24 protein-coding genes are annotated in these 21,595 nt (G+C 65.5%); 15 read left to right on the top strand and 9 right to left on the bottom strand.

What is annotated here, in order from left to right; all coding sequences use genetic code 11:
• The first annotated feature begins 45 nt into the window (after positions 1-45).
• The 4 genes from msrA (at position 46) to DCG74_RS12590 (ending at position 1,982) form a co-directional block, all read left to right on the top strand.
• On the top strand, positions 46-750 hold the full coding sequence (msrA, locus tag DCG74_RS12605; protein ID WP_172784690.1) for a peptide-methionine (S)-S-oxide reductase MsrA: 705 nt from the start codon (positions 46-48) through the stop codon (positions 748-750).
• 30 nt (positions 751-780) lie between these two features.
• Positions 781-1,200, top strand: a complete 420-nt coding sequence (gene msrB / locus DCG74_RS12600) for a peptide-methionine (R)-S-oxide reductase MsrB (RefSeq protein WP_172784691.1) — start codon at positions 781-783, stop codon at positions 1,198-1,200.
• A gap of 106 nt (positions 1,201-1,306) precedes the next feature.
• The gene (locus DCG74_RS12595; RefSeq protein ID WP_172784692.1) at positions 1,307-1,471 is read left to right on the top strand and encodes a DUF3309 family protein; all 165 of its coding nucleotides are present in this window, start codon (positions 1,307-1,309) and stop codon (positions 1,469-1,471) included.
• Positions 1,472-1,694: 223 nt separating this feature from the next.
• On the top strand, positions 1,695-1,982 hold the full coding sequence (locus DCG74_RS12590) for a hypothetical protein (protein ID WP_172784693.1): 288 nt from the start codon (positions 1,695-1,697) through the stop codon (positions 1,980-1,982).
• A 224-nt stretch (positions 1,983-2,206) separates the two neighbouring features.
• On the opposite strand, the gene DCG74_RS12585 is transcribed toward DCG74_RS12590, so the two are convergent.
• Positions 2,207-2,749, bottom strand: a complete 543-nt coding sequence (locus DCG74_RS12585) for a DUF4112 domain-containing protein (protein WP_172784694.1) — start codon at positions 2,747-2,749, stop codon at positions 2,207-2,209.
• A gap of 45 nt (positions 2,750-2,794) precedes the next feature.
• The gene (locus DCG74_RS12580; protein WP_172784695.1) at positions 2,795-3,220 is read right to left on the bottom strand and encodes a DUF5413 family protein; all 426 of its coding nucleotides are present in this window, start codon (positions 3,218-3,220) and stop codon (positions 2,795-2,797) included.
• A gap of 143 nt (positions 3,221-3,363) precedes the next feature.
• Here DCG74_RS12580 and DCG74_RS12575 point away from each other — a divergent pair, with 143 nt between their 5' ends.
• The 3 genes from DCG74_RS12575 to DCG74_RS12565 all read left to right on the top strand — a co-directional run bounded on the left by DCG74_RS12575 (position 3,364) and on the right by DCG74_RS12565 (position 4,389).
• Positions 3,364-3,606, top strand: a complete 243-nt coding sequence (locus DCG74_RS12575; protein WP_172784696.1) for a cysteine rich repeat-containing protein — start codon at positions 3,364-3,366, stop codon at positions 3,604-3,606.
• 35 nt (positions 3,607-3,641) lie between these two features.
• A complete protein-coding gene (locus tag DCG74_RS12570; RefSeq protein WP_172784697.1) occupies positions 3,642-3,857 on the top strand; it encodes a hypothetical protein in 216 nt (71 codons plus the stop codon).
• A 259-nt stretch (positions 3,858-4,116) separates the two neighbouring features.
• A complete protein-coding gene (locus DCG74_RS12565) occupies positions 4,117-4,389 on the top strand; it encodes a hypothetical protein (RefSeq protein ID WP_246570588.1) in 273 nt (90 codons plus the stop codon).
• A gap of 127 nt (positions 4,390-4,516) precedes the next feature.
• Here the strand turns inward: DCG74_RS12565 and DCG74_RS12560 are convergent, their stop codons facing one another.
• Positions 4,517-6,106: a hypothetical protein gene (locus tag DCG74_RS12560; RefSeq protein ID WP_172784699.1), complete on the bottom strand. Its 1,590-nt coding sequence runs from the start codon at positions 6,104-6,106 to the stop codon at positions 4,517-4,519.
• Between the two features lie 37 nt (positions 6,107-6,143).
• On the bottom strand, positions 6,144-7,436 hold the full coding sequence (locus tag DCG74_RS12555) for an adenylosuccinate synthase (RefSeq protein ID WP_172784700.1): 1,293 nt from the start codon (positions 7,434-7,436) through the stop codon (positions 6,144-6,146).
• Between the two features lie 424 nt (positions 7,437-7,860).
• Here DCG74_RS12555 and DCG74_RS12550 point away from each other — a divergent pair, with 424 nt between their 5' ends.
• Positions 7,861-8,793 carry a DMT family transporter gene (locus DCG74_RS12550; protein WP_172784701.1) on the top strand — a complete coding sequence of 311 codons (933 nt, stop codon included), beginning with the start codon at positions 7,861-7,863 and terminating at the stop codon, positions 8,791-8,793.
• Positions 8,794-8,960: 167 nt separating this feature from the next.
• Here DCG74_RS12550 and DCG74_RS12545 read toward each other — a convergent pair whose 3' ends face one another.
• Positions 8,961-9,362 (bottom strand): DUF1330 domain-containing protein, encoded by a 402-nt coding sequence (locus tag DCG74_RS12545; RefSeq protein WP_246708776.1) that lies wholly within the window; start codon positions 9,360-9,362, stop codon positions 8,961-8,963.
• A 93-nt stretch (positions 9,363-9,455) separates the two neighbouring features.
• Here DCG74_RS12545 and DCG74_RS12540 point away from each other — a divergent pair, with 93 nt between their 5' ends.
• Together DCG74_RS12540 and DCG74_RS12535 are read left to right on the top strand one after the other, a co-directional pair.
• The gene (locus tag DCG74_RS12540; RefSeq protein ID WP_172784702.1) at positions 9,456-10,391 is read left to right on the top strand and encodes a DMT family transporter; all 936 of its coding nucleotides are present in this window, start codon (positions 9,456-9,458) and stop codon (positions 10,389-10,391) included.
• Between the two features lie 98 nt (positions 10,392-10,489).
• Entirely contained in the window at positions 10,490-11,467 is a 978-nt protein-coding gene (locus DCG74_RS12535) for a tripartite tricarboxylate transporter substrate binding protein (RefSeq protein ID WP_172784703.1), read from the top strand.
• 111 nt (positions 11,468-11,578) lie between these two features.
• Here the strand turns inward: DCG74_RS12535 and DCG74_RS12530 are convergent, their stop codons facing one another.
• Positions 11,579-13,264 (bottom strand): methyl-accepting chemotaxis protein, encoded by a 1,686-nt coding sequence (locus tag DCG74_RS12530; RefSeq protein ID WP_172784704.1) that lies wholly within the window; start codon positions 13,262-13,264, stop codon positions 11,579-11,581.
• A gap of 250 nt (positions 13,265-13,514) precedes the next feature.
• On the opposite strand from DCG74_RS12530, the gene DCG74_RS12525 reads away from it, so the two are divergent.
• From DCG74_RS12525 to DCG74_RS12505, 5 genes are all read left to right on the top strand, one after another.
• Positions 13,515-14,558 carry a C-terminal binding protein gene (locus tag DCG74_RS12525; RefSeq protein WP_172784705.1) on the top strand — a complete coding sequence of 348 codons (1,044 nt, stop codon included), beginning with the start codon at positions 13,515-13,517 and terminating at the stop codon, positions 14,556-14,558.
• Positions 14,559-14,643: 85 nt separating this feature from the next.
• The gene (locus DCG74_RS12520) at positions 14,644-15,984 is read left to right on the top strand and encodes an ABC transporter substrate-binding protein (protein ID WP_172784706.1); all 1,341 of its coding nucleotides are present in this window, start codon (positions 14,644-14,646) and stop codon (positions 15,982-15,984) included.
• A 133-nt stretch (positions 15,985-16,117) separates the two neighbouring features.
• A complete protein-coding gene (locus DCG74_RS12515) occupies positions 16,118-17,074 on the top strand; it encodes a carbohydrate ABC transporter permease (protein ID WP_172784707.1) in 957 nt (318 codons plus the stop codon).
• 52 nt (positions 17,075-17,126) lie between these two features.
• Entirely contained in the window at positions 17,127-17,969 is an 843-nt protein-coding gene (locus tag DCG74_RS12510; RefSeq protein ID WP_225112986.1) for a carbohydrate ABC transporter permease, read from the top strand.
• 84 nt (positions 17,970-18,053) lie between these two features.
• The gene (locus tag DCG74_RS12505; protein WP_172784709.1) at positions 18,054-19,409 is read left to right on the top strand and encodes an esterase-like activity of phytase family protein; all 1,356 of its coding nucleotides are present in this window, start codon (positions 18,054-18,056) and stop codon (positions 19,407-19,409) included.
• A gap of 125 nt (positions 19,410-19,534) precedes the next feature.
• Here DCG74_RS12505 and DCG74_RS12500 read toward each other — a convergent pair whose 3' ends face one another.
• Genes DCG74_RS12500 through exbB form a run of 3 tightly spaced genes read right to left on the bottom strand, consistent with a single transcriptional unit; the run spans position 19,535 to position 21,585 of the window.
• The gene (locus DCG74_RS12500; protein WP_172784710.1) at positions 19,535-20,365 is read right to left on the bottom strand and encodes an energy transducer TonB; all 831 of its coding nucleotides are present in this window, start codon (positions 20,363-20,365) and stop codon (positions 19,535-19,537) included.
• The gene (gene exbD / locus DCG74_RS12495) at positions 20,365-20,805 is read right to left on the bottom strand and encodes a TonB system transport protein ExbD (protein ID WP_172784711.1); all 441 of its coding nucleotides are present in this window, start codon (positions 20,803-20,805) and stop codon (positions 20,365-20,367) included. Before exbD ends, DCG74_RS12500 begins: the two co-directional genes overlap by 1 nt.
• A 3-nt stretch (positions 20,806-20,808) precedes the next feature.
• A complete protein-coding gene (gene exbB, locus DCG74_RS12490; protein ID WP_172784712.1) occupies positions 20,809-21,585 on the bottom strand; it encodes a tonB-system energizer ExbB in 777 nt (258 codons plus the stop codon).
• Between the last annotated feature and the right edge of the window lie 10 nt (positions 21,586-21,595).

Below are 21,595 nucleotides of genomic sequence, written 5' to 3'. Positions count from 1 at the left end.
AGACTGTCAGACCTCCCAAAAGAGGATTGCCGAAAGAGGATTGCCATGCGCCGAACCGCCCTCGCCACCCTGCTCGCCGCAACCACCGCCGTGACGCTGGCTTTCTTGATGCCGTCCCGGGCCGCGGAGGAGGCGGTCGTGATCCCAGCTCCCGCATTGGACGCTTCGCCCGCAAGCGGCATCCAGACCGCCGTGCTCGCCGGCGGCTGCTTCTGGGGCGTGCAAGGCGTCTTCCAGCACACGGCCGGCGTAGTCAACGCGGTGTCCGGCTATGCCGGCGGCACCAAGGCGACCGCAGACTACCAGGCGGTGTCGAGCGGCCGCACCGGCCATGCGGAATCGGTCGAGATCAAGTACGACCCGAAGAAGATCTCCTACGGCAAGATCCTCCAGATCTACTTCTCGGTGGTGCACGACCCGACCCAGCTCAACCGCCAGGGCCCCGACGTTGGCCCGCAATATCGCTCGGCCATCTTCACCACGTCGGACGAGCAGAAGAAGGTGGCGGAGGCCTATGTCGCCCAGCTCAACGGCGCGAAGGTGTTCAACAAGCCGATCGTGACCAAGATCGGCGCGCTGGAGGCGTTCTATCCGGCGGAGGCCTATCACCAGGACTATCTGACGCTGCACCCGAACCAGCCTTACATCGCCTATAACGACATCCCGAAGGTCGAGAACCTGAAAAAGCTGTTCGCGGATAACTACATTGAGAAGCCGACGCTGGTGAATGCCGGCAAGGCCACCAACTGATCGAAAGATCACCAAAGCAACGGGAGACCCATGCCCGACACCAAGACGAAAGCGACCGAGGACAAGGTCATCAAGAGCGAAGAGCAGTGGCGGCGCGAGCTATCGCCGATGCAATACGCCGTGCTGCGCGAGAAGGCGACCGAGCGTCCCTTCTCGGGCGAATATGAGCACGAGCACCGTGTCGGCACCTATGTCTGTGCCGGCTGCGGCAACGTGCTGTTCGAGTCGGATGCCAAGTTCGATTCCGGCTGCGGCTGGCCGAGCTTCACCCAGCCGGCGGCCGAGAGCCACATCGACGAGGAGCGGGACACCAGCCACGGCATGATCCGCACCGAGGTGCTCTGCTCCAAATGCAGTGGCCATCTCGGCCACGTCTTCCCCGACGGCCCCGGGCCGACCGGCCTGCGCTACTGCATCAATTCCGCGGCGCTGAAGCTCGAGCCCAAATAACGCGGCGCGCCGCCGGGTTCCCCCGTGGAACCCGGCGGCGCGATGTGCTTTTCTGCTCTGGCGGTGCGGCCGATGATCGCATTCGGCGGCCGCCAGGGAGGATGCCATGACGCTTGGGACCATCCTGATCATCCTGGTGATCATCTATCTCGTCGGCGGCCTGTCCGGACGGTTCGGCGGCTACGGCTATGGCCTTGGTCATTCCGGCATGGGGATCGGCGGGGTCGTGCTGGTCATCCTGGTCGTGCTGCTGCTTCTTGGCAAAGTTTAAACCATATAAGTTATTGAAATATAAAGATTTTATTGGTCAGCGGAGCTGCCATGCGCGGATTCATCATCTCGCATCGCGGGGGTCGCATTTTTGTCAAATCGGCCTATATTAGAGGGATATTAGAGGGCGACAATGACATGTGGCGGGCCCGCTCGATTGCGGCCCCTGCCCTCCCCAACCCCACGCGCTTAAAGCCCCAGAGAAGATCACGAGGTCTTTGACCATGCGTCCACTGCGTCCGTTCAACTTCAACACCTCCGCCGAGCTCTTCCCCGCCGCCATCCGCAAGAAGAAGCGCGCGGGCTTCACCTATCGCCGGTTCGGCACGGCGGCCGAGGCCGTGCAGTTCGCGATGGAGCAGTTGCCGACGGACTCGCTGAACGGCGCCTATCTCCAGGTCGAGGAAGCGCGCTTCGACCAGAACGGCATCCGCTCGCTGTACGAGAGCGATGCCTTCCCGCTGCCCCGCCGGCCCAAGCCGGCCGCGGAGACCGACGCCGACGCGGCGTAAGCTTTCGCAACAAAGTTCGATGTGCGCAGAAGGCGCGATGGCCGAAAGGTCGTCGCGCCTTTTGTGTTTTTGGGCTGTCCGGCCGTCATTGCGCGCGCAGCGAAGGAATCCAGAGTCCCTCCGCGGAGAGATTCTGGATTGCTTCGCTGCGCTCGCAATGACGACTCTGGGAGATCCGGCGCATTGTCGACCAGTCGGACTCGCGGCGAGCGCTCTCAGCCAGACTACATCCGCGGCTGCTTTTCCAGCCAGCGGCGCAAGAGGCGGACGTTGCGCATGTTGGCGCGGAACATGACGTCGAAGGCGTCGCCCGCGAACGGGACGAGGCCGACCACGCCGTCGACCGCGACATTGCCGAGCATGCGCGCCGTGATGTGCCAGGGCGCGCCCAGCGCGCGGGCCTCGCGCACCAGCCACAGCGAGATCGCGGTGGTGATGATGTCGCCGACGACGGGGATCAGGCCGATCAGCCCGTCGATGCCGTAGCGGATGTTGGTGCCGGGCAGGATGAAGGCGACGTCGAGCAGCTTGGCGATCGCCTCGAGCCGTGCGATCCGCTGCTCGCGGGTCAGATTGCCGAACGGGCCGCCTTGACCGAACTCGAAGCGGAACTCGCGAAATCCCTGCTCCAGCCTTTCGGGCCTGATCTCGTGGCCTTCCTGGTCGATGATCGGCCCGCGGGCCTCGTCGCGCGAGAAGCGCGCACGCGAGCTGCTCCCGGAACGGGATTTGCGCGGAGCGAGGATGTCGTCGTCGGGCATGCCCATGGCCTCGAGTGAACGCGCCAGCGCGGCGGAGGTTGCTGCCGCGCGTCAGGTCGGCGCCGGCGCGGCTTGCGGCTCCTCGACATAGCGATGCACGAGCCAGGACGAAATCACCGCCGGCACGAAACCCACGAGCCCGTACAGGATGAACTGCACCGCGCCCGAATCCGGCCCGCGCGAGCTGTAGGTGAGCGAGGCCAGGACGAAGGCGAACAGGCCGACCAGGAGCATCCGCAAGCCGGGACCGATCCGGCGGATGTGGAGCAGGATGTCGTCGACCGCGCCGATCATCAGCGAGGGGAGGAAGCCGAACAGGTAGCTGTATTGCAGAGTCTTGAAGAACACCGCGAAAAGCTTTCCGACCTCGGCGAGATTGGTCTGCGCCCAATAGCCGGACTGGTAGGTCGTCGTCAGCAGCAGCAGGAACCCGCCGACGAACGGGCCGACCAGCGCAAACACCAGATAGCGTTTCATCAAGCACCTCACACTTTGCCGGCGTTATAGCAGCGCAGCGGGAACCTTGAACAGCGGGCGCCGGGCGCCATAAGGGGAACAAGTGGCAAGGCGATGAGTTCATGCTGGACCTGAATTCAACCCCTGACAGACTGGAGCCGCCGATGGCCCGCAAGATTCTCCTGGCGACGATCGCGCTGGCGGCCCTCAGCGGGCTGTCGACGTCACCCACGTTCGCCCAAGGCCATATGGGCACGCCGCAGGAGCAGCAGGCCTGCTCGCGCGATGCCCAGCGCTTCTGCCGCAAGGACCTCGGCAATGACGGCGCGGTGCAGAGCTGCCTGCAAGCCAATCGGGCCAAGCTGTCGAAGCCCTGCAGCAAGGTGTTTCAGAGCCACGGCATGTGAGGACGAACCCATCCCCGCGAATGGAGCGCGAAGCCATGTTGCACGACGAAGAGCTCTCGATCCTGCGGGACATCAGCCAGTCCGTCGCCTTCGCCGACGACCGGCAGGGCAAGATGGGGCAATTGATCGCCGACGGCTACGTGATGAAGGACGGCGATCTGTTCGAGCTGACGCCCAAGGGCGTCACCGCCGTCGAGGAACACGCCGCGTCGCTCGGCGCGAGCGATGCGGAACAGGCACGGGCGTCGTAGGCTGGCTGATCTGATCGCGCACGAGTGACTGGCGTGCAACAATTGCGAATTCCTTTGTGCCGGCCATTGCGGGCGCGTGACATTGGCGCATACTTCGCTCGGGCGGCGCAGCACTTTCGATTCGAGCATCACGAAATCGAGCGACCACATGCGGGATTGAAGCTCCCGGCGTGAAGGCTGTGACATGCGGCAGATCAAGCCGCGTGCGGCGCCCCAAAACCAAGTGGCTCAACCCACGGAACTCGGGGACGCAACCTTCATGACGCGCTATCAGACCATCACCTCTCTCTTCGCCTTCGCCACTACCTTCGTACTCCAGACATCACCCAGTCTCGCCTTCTCGCAACAAGCCCAGCAGATGTGCTCGGGTGACGCGATGCGGCTGTGCTCCAGCGAGATTCCCGACATCCCGCGCATCACCGCCTGCATGGTCCGGAACAAGGCCCATGTCAGCCCCGGCTGCCGCGCCGTGATGGACCGCGAGCACGCCGCCGCGGCGGCATCGCGCAAGCGGGAAGCCGCGGCGCAGTAGTCGTTCCATCCAAGATGTCATTCCGGGGCGGTGCGCAGCACCGAGCCCGGAATCCATCGGGCGGCATGTGACACGGTGAAATGGATTCCGGGCTCGCGCTACGCGCGCCCCGGAATGACAGAAGGGCTCAATCGCCCCACTGCGCGAAGGCGTCGTTGAAGGCGCGCTCGCCGGGGGCGCCCTTCTCGATGGCGATGATGGCGCGGCGCTGGTTGGCGTAGACCAGCGGCACGTCGAACCAGGAGCGCTCCTTCAGGAGCTGGACGTTGCGGGCGCGGTCGGCGTCGACATTGGAGAGGCCGACCAGGAAGAAGCCGTCGGTGACCTTGACCGCGAGGCCTGCCAGCGGCGTGCCGCGGGCCTGCTCGTTCGACTTCATCAAGATGCCCGGCACGTTGGAGACGCTGCCGCCGGGGAAATCCTGCGGCAGGATGAAGGTCAATTCCGCGGTGTGGCTCGCCGGCAGCGAGGAGTCGGTGTTGCGGCGGAACGACATCGTCATCTTGAACTTGCGGTCGGGGATCTCGATGTCGGCGCGCACGGCGAGGTCGGCCTTCTGGTTGCCCGAGGCCTTGATCGGCTCGAGCCGCCACACCACCGAGCCGACATATTGCTTGCCCTTCGGGTCGGACGGATCCTCGTCGTAGAGCACGACCTTCTGCGCCACCGGCGCGACCGGCTGGTCGCTGGCCGAGGGCTGACCGACGCGATCGGGAATCTTGGGCTTGCTCTGCGGCTGCGCCGGGGTCGGCGTATCAGCCACTTGCGTCGCGGACGGCTTGAGAAAGCCGTTGACGATCTGGACCAGCTGCTTGCCCCAGAGGATGCCGGCGCCGACCAGGATGAGCACGATGCCGACGGCAATCGCGCTCTTGAACGGAAAGGCGGAGCGGGTGCGGGCGCGCTTCTTGACGTCGCGGTCGGGGGCAATGCGCGCACGCGGCGACGGCGGCTGCGGCGTGTAGCGCTCGGCCTCCTCGATCGACTCGTCGTAGGAATAGGGCGCCTCGGATTCGCCGGTGCGGTTTTCCAGGCTCGGCTCCAGCCGGTCGAATTCCGGCGAGGGCGAGGGCACGTTGGCGTAGGTGCGGCGCGCGGCGCGGCTGGCCTGCGCGGCGGCACCGCCGAGATCATTGGCATCGGCCGTGATGTCGCGGAAGCCGCGCACGCCGGGCGAGGACGGCAGCGGCGGCGGCGGTCCCACATCGGGCGGACGGCGCGCACCCTGGCGATCGCGCCCGGCCGGCGGCTCGGGCGGCGCGGGGGGAGGACCCGACGGGCGCGGGGCGTCGAAACGGGGCGCGCGCGGCGGACGCGGTGCCTCGCCCTGGTCGTCGACGTTGAAGGACGGGCGGTCGGCGCGCGGCGGCGTCGGGGCCGGACGCGTGCGCGGCGGCGCCGCAGCCGGGTTGCCCTCGGTGGCACGGGTGCTGGCGCGGCGGAAGGCATCGCCACTGCCGCCGCTACGGGCGCCGCCACCGGGACGCGAGGCCTCGCGGGCACGCTGGGCGGCCTCCGATTCGACCTTGCGGACGGCCTCCTCCAGCGACAGCCGTTCGCGGGTGATCTCGGATTCGGAGAGCGGCGGCTGCACGCTGCGCAGCTGCGCGATCAGGGCCGTGCGCGCCCGCTCATAGAGCGCGCGACGGCTTTCGCCGGGAGCGTTGGGGTCCAGGGCGGCAATAGCGCGGGCGATCAGCGGGTAGTAATCAGCCATTTCTACTCAACTATACGCGCGTCCCGGTAAGATATCGTTAAGCCTCAAACGGATTTTGCACCAGGATAGTATCTTCGCGTTCCGGGCTGGTGGAAAGCAGCGCAACCGGACATCCCACCAATTCCTCGATCCGCCGGACATATTTGATGGCCTGCGCCGGCAGGTCGGCCCAGGACCGCGCATTGGCGGTCGGCTCCTTCCAGCCCTCGATGGTCTCGTAGATCGGCTCGACGCGGGCCTGCGCGCCCTCGCCGGCCGGGAAATGGTCGATCTCCTTGCCGTCGAGCTTGTAGCCGGTGCAGACCTCGATCGAATCGAAGCCGTCGAGGATGTCGAGCTTGGTCAGCGCGAGGCCATTGATGCCGCAGGTCCGGACCGCCTGGCGGACCAGCACGGCGTCGAACCAGCCGCAGCGGCGCGGGCGGCCGGTATTGGTGCCGAACTCGCGGCCGCGCTCGCCGATCTTGCGGCCGATCTCGTTGTCCTGTTCGGTCGGGAACGGGCCCTGGCCGACGCGGGTCGTGTAGGCCTTGCACAGGCCGAGCACGTAGCCGACCGCGCCCGGTCCGAGGCCGGCGCCGGTCGCGGCCTGGGCCGCCACCGTGTTGGACGAGGTGACGTAGGGATAAGTGCCGTGGTCGACGTCGAGCAGCGCGCCTTGCGCGCCCTCGAACAGCATGCGCTTGCCGGCGCGCCGCTCGATATCGAGCAGCCGCCAGACCGTCTCGGCATAGGGCAGCAGCTGAGGCGCCATCGCCATCAGCTCCTTCAGGATCACGGCGCTGTCGAATTCCGGCAGGTTGAGGCCGCGGCGCAGCGCGTTGTGGTGCGCCAGCAGGCGGTCGATCTTGTGCGGCAGCGTCTGATGATCGGCGAGATCCATCAGGCGGATGGCGCGGCGGCCGACCTTGTCTTCATAGGCCGGGCCGATGCCGCGGCGCGTGGTGCCGATCGCGGTCGCGGCGCTGGCGGATTCGCGATGCGCGTCGAGCTCGCGGTGCAGCGGCAGGATCAACGTGACGTTTTCCGCTACACGCAGATTGTCGGGGCTGACATCGACCCCCTGCGACCTGAGCCTGGCGACCTCGTCGAGGAAGGCGGCGGGGTCGAACACCACGCCGTTGCCGATCACCGACAGCTTGCCTTCGCGCAGCACGCCGGAGGGCAGGAGCGCGAGCTTGTAGGTCTTGCCGTTGATCACCAGCGTGTGGCCGGCATTATGGCCGCCCTGGAAGCGGACGACGATATCCGCCTGCTCCGACAACCAGTCGACGATCTTGCCCTTCCCTTCGTCGCCCCATTGGGCGCCGACGACGACAACATTGGCCATTCGCGGGTAATCCTGTTCAATCTGTCTCTAGAAGGCATGATCCTCGCGGAAAACCGGTGCCCACTCTTCCGGGATCATGCCTGCGCCCAGCCCAATCGGCGGCCGGAGCCGCCCGCACGCAAGGCAGCCAACCGGATAAAGGAAGCAGCCCCTCTAGGCAAGCAAGAACGGGGCTTTTTCGGGGTCCAAAGCCCGGTCCAAGCCCTTGATATCCGCGGAAAATCCCGACCCTTGCGGGCCGGCGTAGGCGGCTTCGACCAAAGCGTGAGAGGCCGCCTTCGCCGCTGGCATGGTCGCGATGCGTCCGCCCCCCGTTGCTGCAACCTCGTTTTCCGTGTCTTTGGACCTGCCGGGTGGATCAGCCGGCCCGGACCTCGCCGGGCCGGAGGGCTCGGCGTACTCGACGCGGGGCCCAACCATCACAATGTCCGCCACCGGCCACACCACGCATGCGGAAACATCCGGCCACAGCTGGATCGCCAACCAGCCTTACCTGCTGCTCAGCATCACCGCGCTGTGCTGGGCCGGCAACGCCATCGTCGGGCGGCTCGCCGCCGGCCACATTCCGCCGGTCACGCTGTCGTTCCTGCGCTGGTTCTTCGCCTTCCTGCTGGTGCTGCCGTTCGCCTGGAAGCACCTCGTGCAGGACTGGCCGGCGATCCGCGGCAAGCTCGGCCTGATGATCACGCTCTCGATCACCGGCATCGGCGCCTTCAACACGCTGCAATATTGGGCGCTGGAGCATACCCAGGCGCTCAACACGCTGCTGCTGCAATCGGCCGCGCCGCTGCTGGTGGCGCTGTGGTCGCTGGTCATCCTCGGCATCCGTCTTACCGCGGCTCAAGCCTTCGGCGTTCTGCTGTCGATGTGCGGCGTGCTGACCATCCTGCTCCACGGCGATTTCACCACGCTGTCGAGCATCGACTTCAACAAGGGCGACCTGATCTTCCTGCTCGCGCTCCTGATCTTCGCGCTCTATTCGGTGCTGTCATTGAAGCGGCCGCCGATGCACGGCCTCTCGTTCCTCGCCTTCACCTTCGGCTGCGGCGCCGCCTGTCTCATTCCGCTGGAGATCTGGGAACTGTCGGCACGCCCGGTGATGAAGCTCGACGGGCCGAACCTCTTGACCCTGTTCTACGTCGCCGTCTTCCCCTCGGCGCTCGCCTATCTCTGCTTCAATCGCGGCGTGCGCCTGATCGGCGCCAACCGCACCGCGCCCTTCTTCCACGTCGTGCCGGTGTTCGGCTCGATCATGGCGATGGTGTTTCTGGGCGAGCACCCGCAGGCGTTCCACTTCATCGGCTTTGCATTGGTGCTGTCGGGCGTGTTCGCGGCGTCAAGGAAGCAGACGACGTAACTCGCCTCGTAGGGTGGGCAAAGCGAAGCGTGCCCACGGCTTCTGCTGTGCGGGGTCATGGTGGGCACGGCGCAAGTGCGCCTTTGCCCACCCTACGAGTCTGCCCGCCTTCAACTTCGATGTGCGAATGCCGTAGCCTCCAAGGGAGGGTAAGCAAGATCGCCCCGCTACTTCGTCCTGAACTTGCTGTAGGCCTCGCTCGTCGCGATGATCACGTGCTCGGCGCAGCCGTTGACGCGATGCGGATCGGCTTCGCGCTCGTAGGCTTCCGACGTCATCATGTCGAGAAAGGTCGAGACGGACGGGTAATGGACCAGCGCGACGAAGTCCCAGTCGTTGCCCGCGTGAGGACCAAGCGCGACCGCCTTGGCTTCACCGGTCCAGAGCAGCGTGCCGCCGCGCGCCTTGATCATCGGCACCGCGATCGCGCTGTAGCGCAAATATGCGTCCCAGCCCGACCCGTTGCCGTCGCGCGAGCGCGCGTGGAAGCGCATCAGGTTCAGCATCACCACCGGCGCATTCGGATCGAGCCGCTCCAGACCCTCGATGTTCAACATATTGACCGCCAATGGCACCTCCTTAAGGCTCGGCTGCATTGTAGCATTGCGGCGCTGTGACTTGTGCCACGACGCCGATCCGGCGCAAGCTTGCACAAAACGCCCATGACAATTGCTTCGCCCGCGCCACCGGCCACCAATCCGGCCAGCTGGCTCAACAACCAACCTTATCTGCTGCTCAGCCTGAGCTCGCTGTTCTGGGCCGGCAACATCGTGCTCGCGCGCCATGTCGGGGCGCATGTTCCGCCGCTGACGATCACCACCATCCGCTGGTTCGGCGTGTTCCTGATCCTGTTGCCGTTCGCCTGGCCGCATCTGAAGCGCGACTGGCCCGCCTTGCGCAGAAGCCTGGCCCTGATGCTGTTCCTGTCGCTCGTCGGCTTCGCCTTCAACAACGCGATCTCGTACTGGGCGCTGCAATACACCGAGGCGCTGAACGCGCTGCTGATCCAGTCGGCGGGTCCGCTGTTCGTGGCGCTGTGGTCGCTGGTGCTGTTCGGCGTGCGGCTCACCGGCGCGCAGCTCGGCGGCATCGCGATCTCGCTGCTCGGCGTGCTGATCATCATCCTGCGCGGCGATCTCGCGGCGCTGGCAAGCATCAGCTTCAACAGGGGCGACATCATGTTCGCCTCCTCGCTGGTGGCGTTCGGGCTCTACTCGGCCTTCATCCCGCGCCGGCCGAAGATCCACCAGCTCTCGTTCCTGTCCTTCACCACCTGCTGCGGCGCGACGATGCTGCTGCCGACCGCGATCTGGGAGGCGGCAAGCGGCAGCGTGCTACAATTCGACGCGATCACGCTGGCGACGCTGGGCTACATCCTGATCTTTCCCTCCACCCTCGCCTATCTCTTCTTCAACCGCGGCGTGGCGCTGATCGGGCCGAACCGGGCGGCGCCGTTCTTCCATCTGGTGCCAGTGTTCGGCTCGGCGCTGGCGATCCTGCTGCTGGGTGAGAAGCTCCAGCCGTTCCACCTGATCGGTTACGCCCTGGTGCTCGCCGGCGTCGTGCTTGCATCGCGCCGGGGCTCGGCGATGAAGTAATTCCGCGCGACGGACGCGGTCACGACCTATAGCCATCTTCCGATTCCCCTTTGGACAAGCTAGGTTCCCCGCCAACCAAAAAGAGGGAACGACCAGACATGATTTCAGGGCTGATCCGAAACCTGCGGACCGTCGCCGTGGCCGCGCTGTGCCTCACGGCAGCATCCACCGCTCACGCCGACACCTATCCCAGCCGCAACATCACGCTGGTGCTGCCGTTCGCGGCCGGCAGCGGCACCGACACCACGACGCGGCTGATCTCGCAGCATCTGTCGCAGGCGCTCGGCGTTCCCATCGTGATCGAGAACAAGGCGGGGGCCAACGGCATGCTGGCCGCGACCTATGTCGCGAAGGCTGCTCCCGACGGCTACACGCTGCTGGTGACGACCAACACCACGCATTCGGCCAATCCCTATCTGCTCAAGAGCCTCACTTACGATCCGGTCAAGGATTTCACCCCGATCGCCCGCACCGGCGATCTGCCCTTCATGCTGGTCATCAATCCCGATGTGCCGGCCAAGACGGTCGGAGAGCTGGTGGCCTACGGCAAGGCCAATCCGGGCAAGCTGAGCTACGCCTCCGGCTCGTCCTCGGCGATCGTGTCGGGCGCGACCTTCGCGCACAATGCCGGGCTCGACCTGCTGCACGTGCCCTACAAGAGCTCGCCGCCGGCGCTCAACGACGTCATGGGCGGCCGCGTCTCGATGATGTTCGTCGACATCCTGACCGGCCTGCCCCACGTCAACGGCAACGCCCTGCGCGCGCTCGCGGTCACCACCAAGGACCGCTCGCCGCTGGTGCCGCATTTGCCCTCGATGCAGGAGGCCGGCGTGCCGGACTTCGACATCTCGTCATGGCAGGGCTATTTCGGCCCCGCCGGCATGCCGAAGGAAATCGTGACGCGGCTCAACACCGAAATCCGCAAGATCATCGAGAATCCGGAGGTCAAGGCCAAGCTCGCCACGCTCGGCATGGACGCCTTCTCCGGCACGCCGGAGCAGCTCGGCACTTTCGTGAACGAGCAGCTGGTGCTGTGGGAGAAGCTGATCACCAACGCGAAGATCGAGAAGCAGTAGCGCGGTCTCGTAGGGTGGGCAAAGCGTAGCGTGCCCACCGACCGTCGCGAATCAAAAGAAAAGGTGGGCACGACGCTTCGCGTCTTTGCCCACCCTACGAATACAGCGCACTTACGCCGCGCGGACCTTGGCGAGGAAGCCATCCACGGCATTGCGCAGCGCGCCGGACTGATTGTCCAGCTCGCGGGCGTTGCTGAGCACGTCGGTGGCCGCGCTGCCGGTCGCTTCCGCGGCCGAGGTGACGCTGCCGATATGGGCGTTGATCTCGCTCGATCCGGCTGCGACCGACTGGATGTTGCGCGCGATCTCGCGCGTCGCTTCGCCCTGCTGCTCGATCGATGCGGAAATGCCGGCGGTGATCTCGCTCATCTCGGCGATCGTCTGGGTGATGCCGGAGATGGCCGCCACCGCGTCGCTGGTCGAAGTCTGCATCGCCGCGACCTGGGCGGAGATCTCTTCGGTCGCCTTCGCCGTCTGGTTGGCGAGCGCCTTGACCTCGGAGGCGACCACGGCGAAGCCGCGGCCGGACTCGCCGGCCCGCGCCGCCTCGATGGTGGCGTTGAGCGCGAGCAGGTTGGTCTGCGCCGCGATCGAGTGAATGAGCTTGACCACCTCGCCGATCTTCTCGGCTCCGGTGGAGAGCTCCTGCACCGTGGCGTTGGTGCGCTCGGCATCGGTGACGGCACGGCTCGCAACTTCAGTCGAGCGCGTGACCTGGCGAGAGATTTCCGCAACCGAGCTCGACAGCTCTTCGGCGGCGGCCGCAACGGTGCCGACATTGCCGGACGCCTTCTGCGAGGCGGCACCGACGGTCGCCGCGCGCGAAGAGGCGTCGCTGGCGGTCGCGGTCATCGATTGCGCCGTGGCCTGCATGCCGGCTGCGGCCGAAGAGACCGAGCGGACGATGCCGTTGACGCTGCGCTCGAAGTCGTCGGCGATGTCCTCCATGGCGCTGCGGCGTTCCGCCGCGGCGCGTTCCTTGGCGTCCGCCTCGGTCCTCTCGAGGTCGCGGATGCGGACCGCGTTGTCCTTGAAGATCTGGACGGTCGCCGCCATCGCGCCGACCTCGTCGCCGCGGCCGACGCCGGGGATATTACCCTCGAGCTTGCCGTCGGCGAGATCCTTCATGCGGGTGCCGAGCCGGGCGAGCGGAGCACTGATGCTGCGGCCGATCAGCCAGGCGACGCTGCCGGCAACGATGACGATGCCGAGCACCGCCAGTCCGAGCAGCCAGTAGACCGGGCCCATCTTGGCGTCGATGTCGTCGAGATAGGCGCCGGTGCCGAGATACATGTCGAAGCCGGGCACCGCGACGGCGTACCCGATCTTGCGGATCGGCGTTTCCTGGCCGGGCTTCACATACTCATAGTGAAGCAGAATCTCGCCGTTGGCCTTGACGCCGTTCATCAATTCCAGCGACAGCTTGCGGCCGTTGGTTACGACGTCCATTCGGTTGGTGCCGATCACCTTCGGATCGGGCGCGAGCTGGGTGAGACCGTCATAGGACGTGCCGAACAGGTAGCCGGCACCCTTGTCGTAGGTCATCGCGTTGCCGTAGCGGCGAAGCTCGGCCATCGCGGCGTCCTTCGTCATCTCGCCGGCATCGACGCGCTTCTTCAACGCGGCGGCATAGTTGCGCGCCAGCTCGACGATCGCCTTGGCCTGGTCGATGCGCGCATTCACCATCTCGCGCTTCATCAGGTAGCCGGCGAGAACTCCGGAGATGCAGAGGCCGAACAGCGTGACGCCGACGAGAATGCCAAGCTTCGGCGCGATCTTCAGATTGCTCAACTTCACGGGTTAGCTCCGGCAATAATGGTACGGGCGCACGACGAGATCGATCAAATTCGAATCAAGGTTTAGTGGCGGAGCCCTTAGCAAGTTACTTACGTACCTCCGTAAAAGCCCCGACCTTTGCTCGGAAAAGCGGAAAGATACCTCGCTCGCGACAACCATGAATTGTACGCGCCCGCCCCGATTTCGCGTAAAAGACGCAAAGGCCCGTCACGAAGGCGGGCCACGACAAGAAACCAATCGGGAGCAGAGAATGCCGAAATACAGGGTGGTGACGCCGAAGGGTGCGAGCTTCACGGTCGCGGGCAGCGATTATTCCTATGAGCGCGAGGCGCTCGATCCGATCGATGCCGAGATCATCGAGGCGCCGGCCGACGAGGCCGGGTTCATCGCCGCCGCGAAAAATGCCGACGCGATCTACGCCAAAGGCATCCCGATCACCAAGTCGATCATCGACGCGCTCGAGAGCTGCAAGGTCATCACGCTCGGCTCGGTCGGCGTCGACAGTGTCGACGTCAAGGCCGCCACCGCCCGCGGCATTCCGGTCACCAACATCCCCGACACGTTCATCGAGGAGGTCGCTGACCACGCCATGATGCTGCTGCTCGCGGGCTTCCGCCGCCTGGTCGAGCAGGACCGCATGGTGCGCGACGGCCGCTGGGCCGAGGGCCGGCCGGCCCTGCTCAAGATTCCGAGGCTGATGGGCCAGACGCTCGGCTTCATCTCATTCGGCCGGGTCGCGCGTGCGGTTGCAAAACGCGCCGCGCCCTTCGGCCTGCGCATGATGGCCTACGATCCCTTCATCCAGGAAACGCTGATGTACGACCACGGCGTCATCCCCGCGACGCTGGGCGAGGTGCTGTCGCAGTCCGACTTCGTCTCGATGCATGCCCCTGCAAGGCCCGAGGTGCACCACATGCTGACCGAGAAGCACTTCCGGCAGATGAAGAAGGGCTCGATCTTCATCAACACCGGTCGCGGCGCCACGGTGGACGAGGAGAGCCTGATCAAGGCATTGCAGGAGGGCTGGATCGCGCACGCCGCCCTCGACGTGCTGGAGAAGGAGCCGCCCTCGCACAACAATCCGCTGCTCGGCATGGAGAACGTGACCCTGACCGCCCATGTCGCCTCGGCCTCGGCACGGTTCGACGAGGCGCGCAAGCGCCGCGTGGGCTACGAATTGTCACTGGTGCTTCAGGGCATGTGGCCGGTAAGCTGCGTCAATCCGTCGGTGCTGCAGAACACCGCGCTCCGCCGCTGGCAGCCCGTCAGCATGGACCGCGGACCGAACAGCTAGGCGGCCGGCGCAACAGCGCCCACGACCGAAACGGCCCTTCACCGGCGATCAACGCCGGGAAGGGAGACATCATAGGGAGGAACTGATGAGGAACGACATCACACGTCGTGATGCCTTGGCGCTGGGCCTGTCCGCTGCAACGCTCGCGGCCACCGGTGCTGCAGCGCAAACATCCAATATCAAGGCTGCCGACGTCACGGCACCCAAGCTCGAGATCGAAAAGGGCGCGTCCTTGCGCATGCTGCGCCCGGTGCGTTTCGTCCAGGCGGACGAGGACGTGTTCCGCGCCAATGCCGCAAAGTTCACCAAGGACACCGGGGTCGAGGTCAAGGTCGACTTCGTCGGCTGGGAAGACATCAACCAGCAGACCGCGGTGACCTCGAATTCCGGCGCCGGCCCCGACATCATCATCGGCTTCTCCGACGCGCCCCATATCTACATCGACAAGCTGATCGAGCTCACCGACGTCGCCGACTATCTCGGCAAGAAGTATGGCGGCTGGCTGCCGCTGGCGCAACGCTACGGCAAGAAGAACAAGAGCGAATCCTGGATCGGACTGCCGTTCGGCGCCACCGCGGGTCCCCTGATCTACCGCAAGTCGGTCCTGCAATCGGTCGGCTTCGACAAGGTTCCGGAAGATCATGCCGGCGTGGTCGACCTCTGCCGCAAGCTGCACAAGGCCGGCAAGCCGGCCGGCTTCGCGCTCGGCAACGCCAAGGGCGACGGCAACGGCTTCGCCAACTGGGCGCTGTGGTCGCACAACGCCTCCCTGCTCGACGAGGAGGGCAACGTCACCATCAACAGCAAGGAGACGATCGCCGCGCTCAACTGGGTCAAGGAGCTGTATCCGACCTTCATCGCCGGCACGCCGTCCTGGAACGACGTCAGCAACAACCGGGCGTATTCCTCGCAGGAGATCGCGCTGACGGCCAACGGCGTCTCGCTGTACTTCTCGCTGAAGAACGATCCGGCCACCAAGGCCATCGCCGAGGACAGCGAGCATCAGCTGCTGCCGAAGGGCCTGGCCAAGGTCTCGCCGATGGCGGGCCTGACATTGAACGCCATGGTGTTCAAGCACAGCCCGTACCCCAACGCCGCCAAGGCCTTCCTGCAATACATGCTGGAGAAGGACCAATACGAGCCGTGGCTCAATGCCAATTCCGGCTACTGGTCCCAGCCGCTGGCCGCCTATGCCGAGGCTGCCGTGTGGTCGCAGGATCCGAAGGTGAGCCTGTTCAAGAACACGATGAACAGCACCTATTATGACGGCTACAAGGGGCCGATCTCGACGGCGACCGGCGCGGTCAGCGCCGATTACGTGCTGATTCAGATGTGCGCGTCCGTCGCCACCGGCGCTGCCACGCCGGAAGCCGCGGCCGCCGAAGCCGAGCAGCGCTGCAAGCGCTACTTCCGACGGCAGAAGTGACGGCCGATAGGCCGTCATTGCGAGGAGCCCTTGCGACGAAGCAATCCAGACTTTCACCGCGGAAGCAGACTGGATTGCTTCGCTTCGCTCGCAATGACGGCGTGTTGAATTTCAAGAACAGGACAACACACTAATGTCCGTGACCACCCTCTCCTCCGCCCCACTGGCACAACGGCAGCCGAACTGGATCGTGCGGCTGTTCGACTACAAGCCGTTCCTGATCGCGATGTGCCTTGCGCCCGCGCTCGGGCTGCTCACCGTGTTCCTGACCTATCCGCTCGGGCTCGGCGTCTGGCTCGCCTTCACCGACACCACGATCGGCCGGCGCGGCATCTTCGTCGGGCTCGAGAATTTCCAGTACCTGCTGACCGATCCCTTGTGGTGGAACGCGGTATTCTACAGCGTGTTCTACACGGGGGTGGCGACCGTCGGGAAATTCGCGCTCGGCTTCTGGCTCGCCCTGCTGCTCAACAACCATTTCCCGTTCAAGAGCCTACTGCGCGCCATCGTGCTGCTGCCCTGGATCGTCCCGACAGTGCTCTCGGCGCTGGCGTTCTGGTGGATCTACGATCCGCAGTTCTCGATCATCTCGTATCTCCTGGTCGACGTTCTGCACTGGAAGTCGAGCAATATCGACTTCCTCGGCTCGCCCTGGCCGGCGCGCTTCTCGCTGATCGCCGCCAACATCTGGCGCGGCATTCCCTTCGTCGCGATCTCGCTGCTGGCGGGCCTGCAGACCATCTCGCCCTCGCTCTACGAGGCCGCGATGCTCGACGGGGCCAGCGCCTGGCAGCGCTTCCGCTACATCACCTTCCCGATGATGATGCCGATCCTCGCCATCGTCATGACCTTCTCGATCATCTTCACCTTCACCGACTTCCAGCTGGTCTACGCCATCACCCGCGGCGGCCCGGTGAACTCGACCCACCTCTTGGCGACGCTGGCGTTCCAGCGAGGCATCGCCGGCGGCGAGCTTGGGGAAGGCGCGGCGATCGCAGTGTCGATGATCCCGTTCCTGGTGTTCGCGACGCTGTTCTCCTATTTCGGCCTGGCGCGCCGCAAATGGCAGCAAGGAGAGGCCAATGACTGACTCCGTCGCGCAAGGCTCCACCGTCGCCGACGCAAAAGCGCCGCCCGATACCATGGCCTGGGATTCCGGGCTGCGGCGGCTGATGATGATCTACCTGCCGCTCGGCTGCTTCGTGCTGATCCTGCTGTTTCCGTTCTACTGGATGGCGATCACCTCGTTCAAGCCGAACGCGGAGCTGATGAACTACCGGGACAACAACCCGTTCTGGATCTCCTCGCCGACGCTGGCGCACATCAAGCATCTGTTGTTTAACACCGCCTATCCGCAATGGCTGAAGACGACGATGCTGGTCGCGATCGGCTCGACCACGCTGTCGCTGATCGCGAGCACACTGGCGGCCTACGCGATCGAGCGCCTGCGCTTCCGCGGCAGTCCCTATGTCGGCCTCGGCATTTATCTCGCCTATCTGGTGCCGCCATCGATCCTGTTCATTCCGCTCGCGACCGTCGTGGTGCAATTCGGCCTGTTCGACTCGCCGCTGGCCCTGATTCTGGTCTATCCGACCTTCCTGGTGCCGTTCTGCACCTGGCTCCTGATCGGCTATTTCAAGTCGATTCCTTACGAGCTCGAGGAATGCGCGCTGGTCGACGGCGCGACGCGCCTGCAGATCCTGCGCCGGATCACGCTGCCGCTCGCGGTGCCCGGGCTGATCTCGGCCGGCATCTTCTCCTTCACGCTGTCCTGGAACGAGTTCATCTACGCGCTCGCCTTCATCCAAAGCGGCGCCAACAAGACGGTGCCGGTCGCGATCCTGACCGAGCTCGTGACCGGCGACGTCTATCAATGGGGCGCGCTGATGGCGGGATCGCTGCTCGGCTCGCTGCCGGTCGCGATCTTCTACTCGCTGTTCGTGGATTATTACGTGTCATCGCTGACGGGGGCGGTAAAGGAGTAGACGAAGCTGCGGCCTTTGGCCCGGCTTCACAATCCTGCAACATGCGATCCGCATAAGCGTTGCGTCCGCCAACAGGAGACGCACATGCGCGCAACTTTTCTTTGCACCGTCGCCACGATGATTCTCACCGCGAGCACCGCGCTCGCGCAGAGCGAGGGCGAATTCCCCGCCAAGCTCGCCGGCCACGTGGTGATGCCGGCTGAAACGTTCATCGAGGCGCCGGCCGATGCCCCCGCCGATCTCAAGGCGGGAGGCAAATATACCACCGGCAAGCGGGTCGACGCGCCCGGCACCGTCATGGGCAAGTCCTTTGAACGTCCGACCGGCGTGTCGCTGCCGTTCAAGGGCCAGCCTCTGCAGGGCCATTCCGGCATCAAGACCATGCCCGACGGCACGTTCTGGGTCCTCACCGACAACGGCATGGGCGCGCGCGCGAACTCGCCGGATTCGATGCTGTACCTCAACCGCTACAAGATGGATTGGGCCAGCGGCAAGATCGAGCGGCTGGAGACCATCTTCCTGCACGACCCCGACAGACGCGTGCCGTTCCGCATCGTGCATGAGGACACCCAGAAGCGCTATCTCACCGGCTCCGATTTCGACACCGAAGGCTTCCAGATCGTCGGCGACACCTTCTGGATCGGCGACGAATTCGGCCCCTATATCCTGAAGGCGGACAAATCCGGCAAAATCCTCGGCGTGTTCGACACGGTGGCCGACGGCAAGCCGGTGCGCTCGCCCGACAATTGGGCGGTGGGAACGCCAGCCGCGCCGGGCGCGACCTACACCAACGTCAATCTCCGCCGTTCCAAGGGCTACGAGGGCTTCGCCGCGTCGAAGGACGGCAAGTTCCTCTACGGCCTGCTCGAGGGACCGCTGTGGGATGCCGAGAAGAAGGATTGGGAGAAGGTCGACGGCAAGGAAGCCTCCCGCATCCTCGAATTCGACGTCGCCGCGGAGAAATTCACCGGCCGCTATTGGCAATATGTGTTCGAGCAGAACGGCAACGCGATCGGCGACTTCAACATGATCGACCAGGCCTCCGGCCTCGTCATCGAGCGCGACAACGGCGAAGGCACGGCCGACAAGGCCTGCCCGCAAGGCCAGCGCGGCGAGAACTGCTTCCCCGACCTCGCCAAGTTCAAGCGCGTCTACAAGATCGAGCTCTCCGACGCCAATGTCGGCAAGCCCGTGCGCAAGATCGGCTATGTCGACCTGATGAAGATCAGGGATCCCGACAAGAAGGCGCGCAAGTCGCTCAACGAGGGCGTCTACACCTTCCCGTTCTTCACCATCGAGAACGTCGATCGCGTCGACGACACCCACATCATCGTCGGCAACGACAACAACCTGCCGTTCTCCTCCAGCCGCGATCCCAACAAGGCCGACGACAACGAATTCGTGCTGCTCGAGGTCGCGGATTTCCTGAAGGCGAAGTGAGCGCCCCACCCTCATTGTCATCGCCCGGCTTGACCGGGCGATCCAGTACGCCGCAGCAGTCCTGATGAATCTCGCTGCCTCTGGAATACTGGATGCCCCGCCTTCGCGGGGCATGACACCGAGGGCTACCTCACCGTAAATGCCACCGGAATCGTGAAGCTCATCGCGCCGTTCTTGATCTCATCCGGGATCGGCGGGAACGGGGAGGCCTGGCGGAGCATGGACATCGCCTGGGCGTCGAAGGCGGCGATGCCGGACGCACCACTGAGGCGGCTCGACGTCACCTTCCCGCTGCGGCTGATGGTGAAGCTGAGCCTTGCAACGCCGCGCTGGCCGCCGCCGCCGGCCGGATAGGAATGGAAGCGCATCAGATGCGCGCGGACGCGTTGGTTGAAGGATGCGACCGCGGCGGCCGTCGCACCCGCACTCATGGCGGATGCCATGGGCGCCTCTCGCTCGGCGCGCGGCGGTGCGGTGGTGCGCGGCGCCGGAATTGCGTCCGACGGCCTCTTTGCCTCACGTCGAACCACCTTCGGCTTCTCCTGCGCGGGCTTTTCGACCGGCACGATTTTCGCCGGCGCGGACCTGGCGGGCGTCGGCTCGAGCTTCTGCTCCGGCGGCGCGACCACCTCCGGCCTTTCCTGCGGCGGCGTCGGCGCGATGGTCTCCTCGACGGCCTGCTGCTGCACCGGCTCCGGCGGCGAGGCATCCGCCTCCTGCATCAGCGGCCCCGGCGCGACGTCGTCCAGCGTCGGCTGCGGCGCCGATGTCACCGGCGACATGTCGACCATGATCGCAGGCAGGCTGACGCCCTGCTCGGGCTGCGTCCTGAGCCAGCTCATTGCAAGCAGCGCGGCAGCGACATGCAGCGCCACGATCACGCCCGCCGACAGGCCCCAGCGCGCGCCGTCGCGCTCGCCGAGCGGCTCGTGCAGGGCGAAGGCATTCGCGGCCATCAGCTGCGTCCGTCGAGGCCGACAAGGGCGACCTTGAGATAGCCGGCGTTGCGCAACGTGTTCATCACCTCCATCAGCTCGCCATAGGAGACGGCCTTGTCGGCGCGCAGATAGATGCGCTCGTCCTTGCGGCCCTTGGTGGCGGCATCGAGCGAGGTGCTGAGCACGTCGCGAGCGACGATATCCTCACCGACCGCGATCGAAAGGTCCGGCTTGACCGTGACGAAGACCGGCTTGTCGGGCCGCGGTGCCGGCTCGGCCGCCGTTGCCGGCAGATCGACGCCGATGTCGACGGTGGCAAGTGGCGCCGCCACCATGAAGATGATCAGGAGCACGAGCATCACGTCGATGAACGGCGTGACGTTGATCTCGTGCGTGACCTCGAGCTCGCCGGCATCGCCGCGCGAGCCGAGCTTCGATGTCCCGAGCCTGGCGGCCATGGCCTACTCCGCCGCTCGCGCCAGACGGAAATGGCCGTGGTCGCGCTGGCGGCTCACCAGCAGCATGAGCTGCGCCGAGGCGTCGCCGAGCAAAGCGCGGTAATTGGCGATGCCGCGGACGAGGTGATTGTAGATCACCACCGCCGGAATCGCGGCGACGAGACCGAGCGCGGTCGCGAGCAACGCTTCGGCGATGCCGGGCGCGACCACCGCAAGACTGGTGGTATGGCTCTCGGAGATGCCGATGAACGAATTCATGATGCCCCAGACGGTGCCGAACAGGCCGACGAACGGCGCGATGGCGCCGATGGTCGCGAGCACGCCGGTGCCGCGCGCGATCTGCCGGGCCATCGCCGCCTCGACCCGTTCCAGCCGCAACGCGATGCGCTCCTGCAGGCCGTCATCGACGATGCCGCCGGAGAGCTCGGCCTCCCTGGCGCAGGACTGGATCAGCTGCGCGACCGCATCGCGCGCGTCGCCGGTCCGTGCGCATGCTTCGGCCAGCGTCATGTTGCCCTCGAGGGCACGTGTCCGCTGCACGGCGAGCAAGGCCTTGCGGCGCAGCTCGACGGTCTTGGCGAGCCACACCGTCCATGTCACCAGCGAGGCGATGGCGAGGCCGACCATCACGACCTTCACGACGATGTCGGCACCGAGAAACATGCCCCAGGGCGACAGATTGCGCGGCAACAGCGCCGCGTCGATCGCGAAGGCCGGAGCCGGCGCGAGCGCCAGCGCGATTGCTGGGATCACATGCCGAAGCCTAGACTTGCTCTGCATCCTGATCTCC

The sequence above is a fragment of the Bradyrhizobium sp. WBAH42 genome, from assembly GCF_024585265.1.
Lineage (GTDB): Bacteria > Pseudomonadota > Alphaproteobacteria > Rhizobiales > Xanthobacteraceae > Bradyrhizobium.
This window is presented reverse-complemented; position numbering and strand designations above follow the sequence as displayed.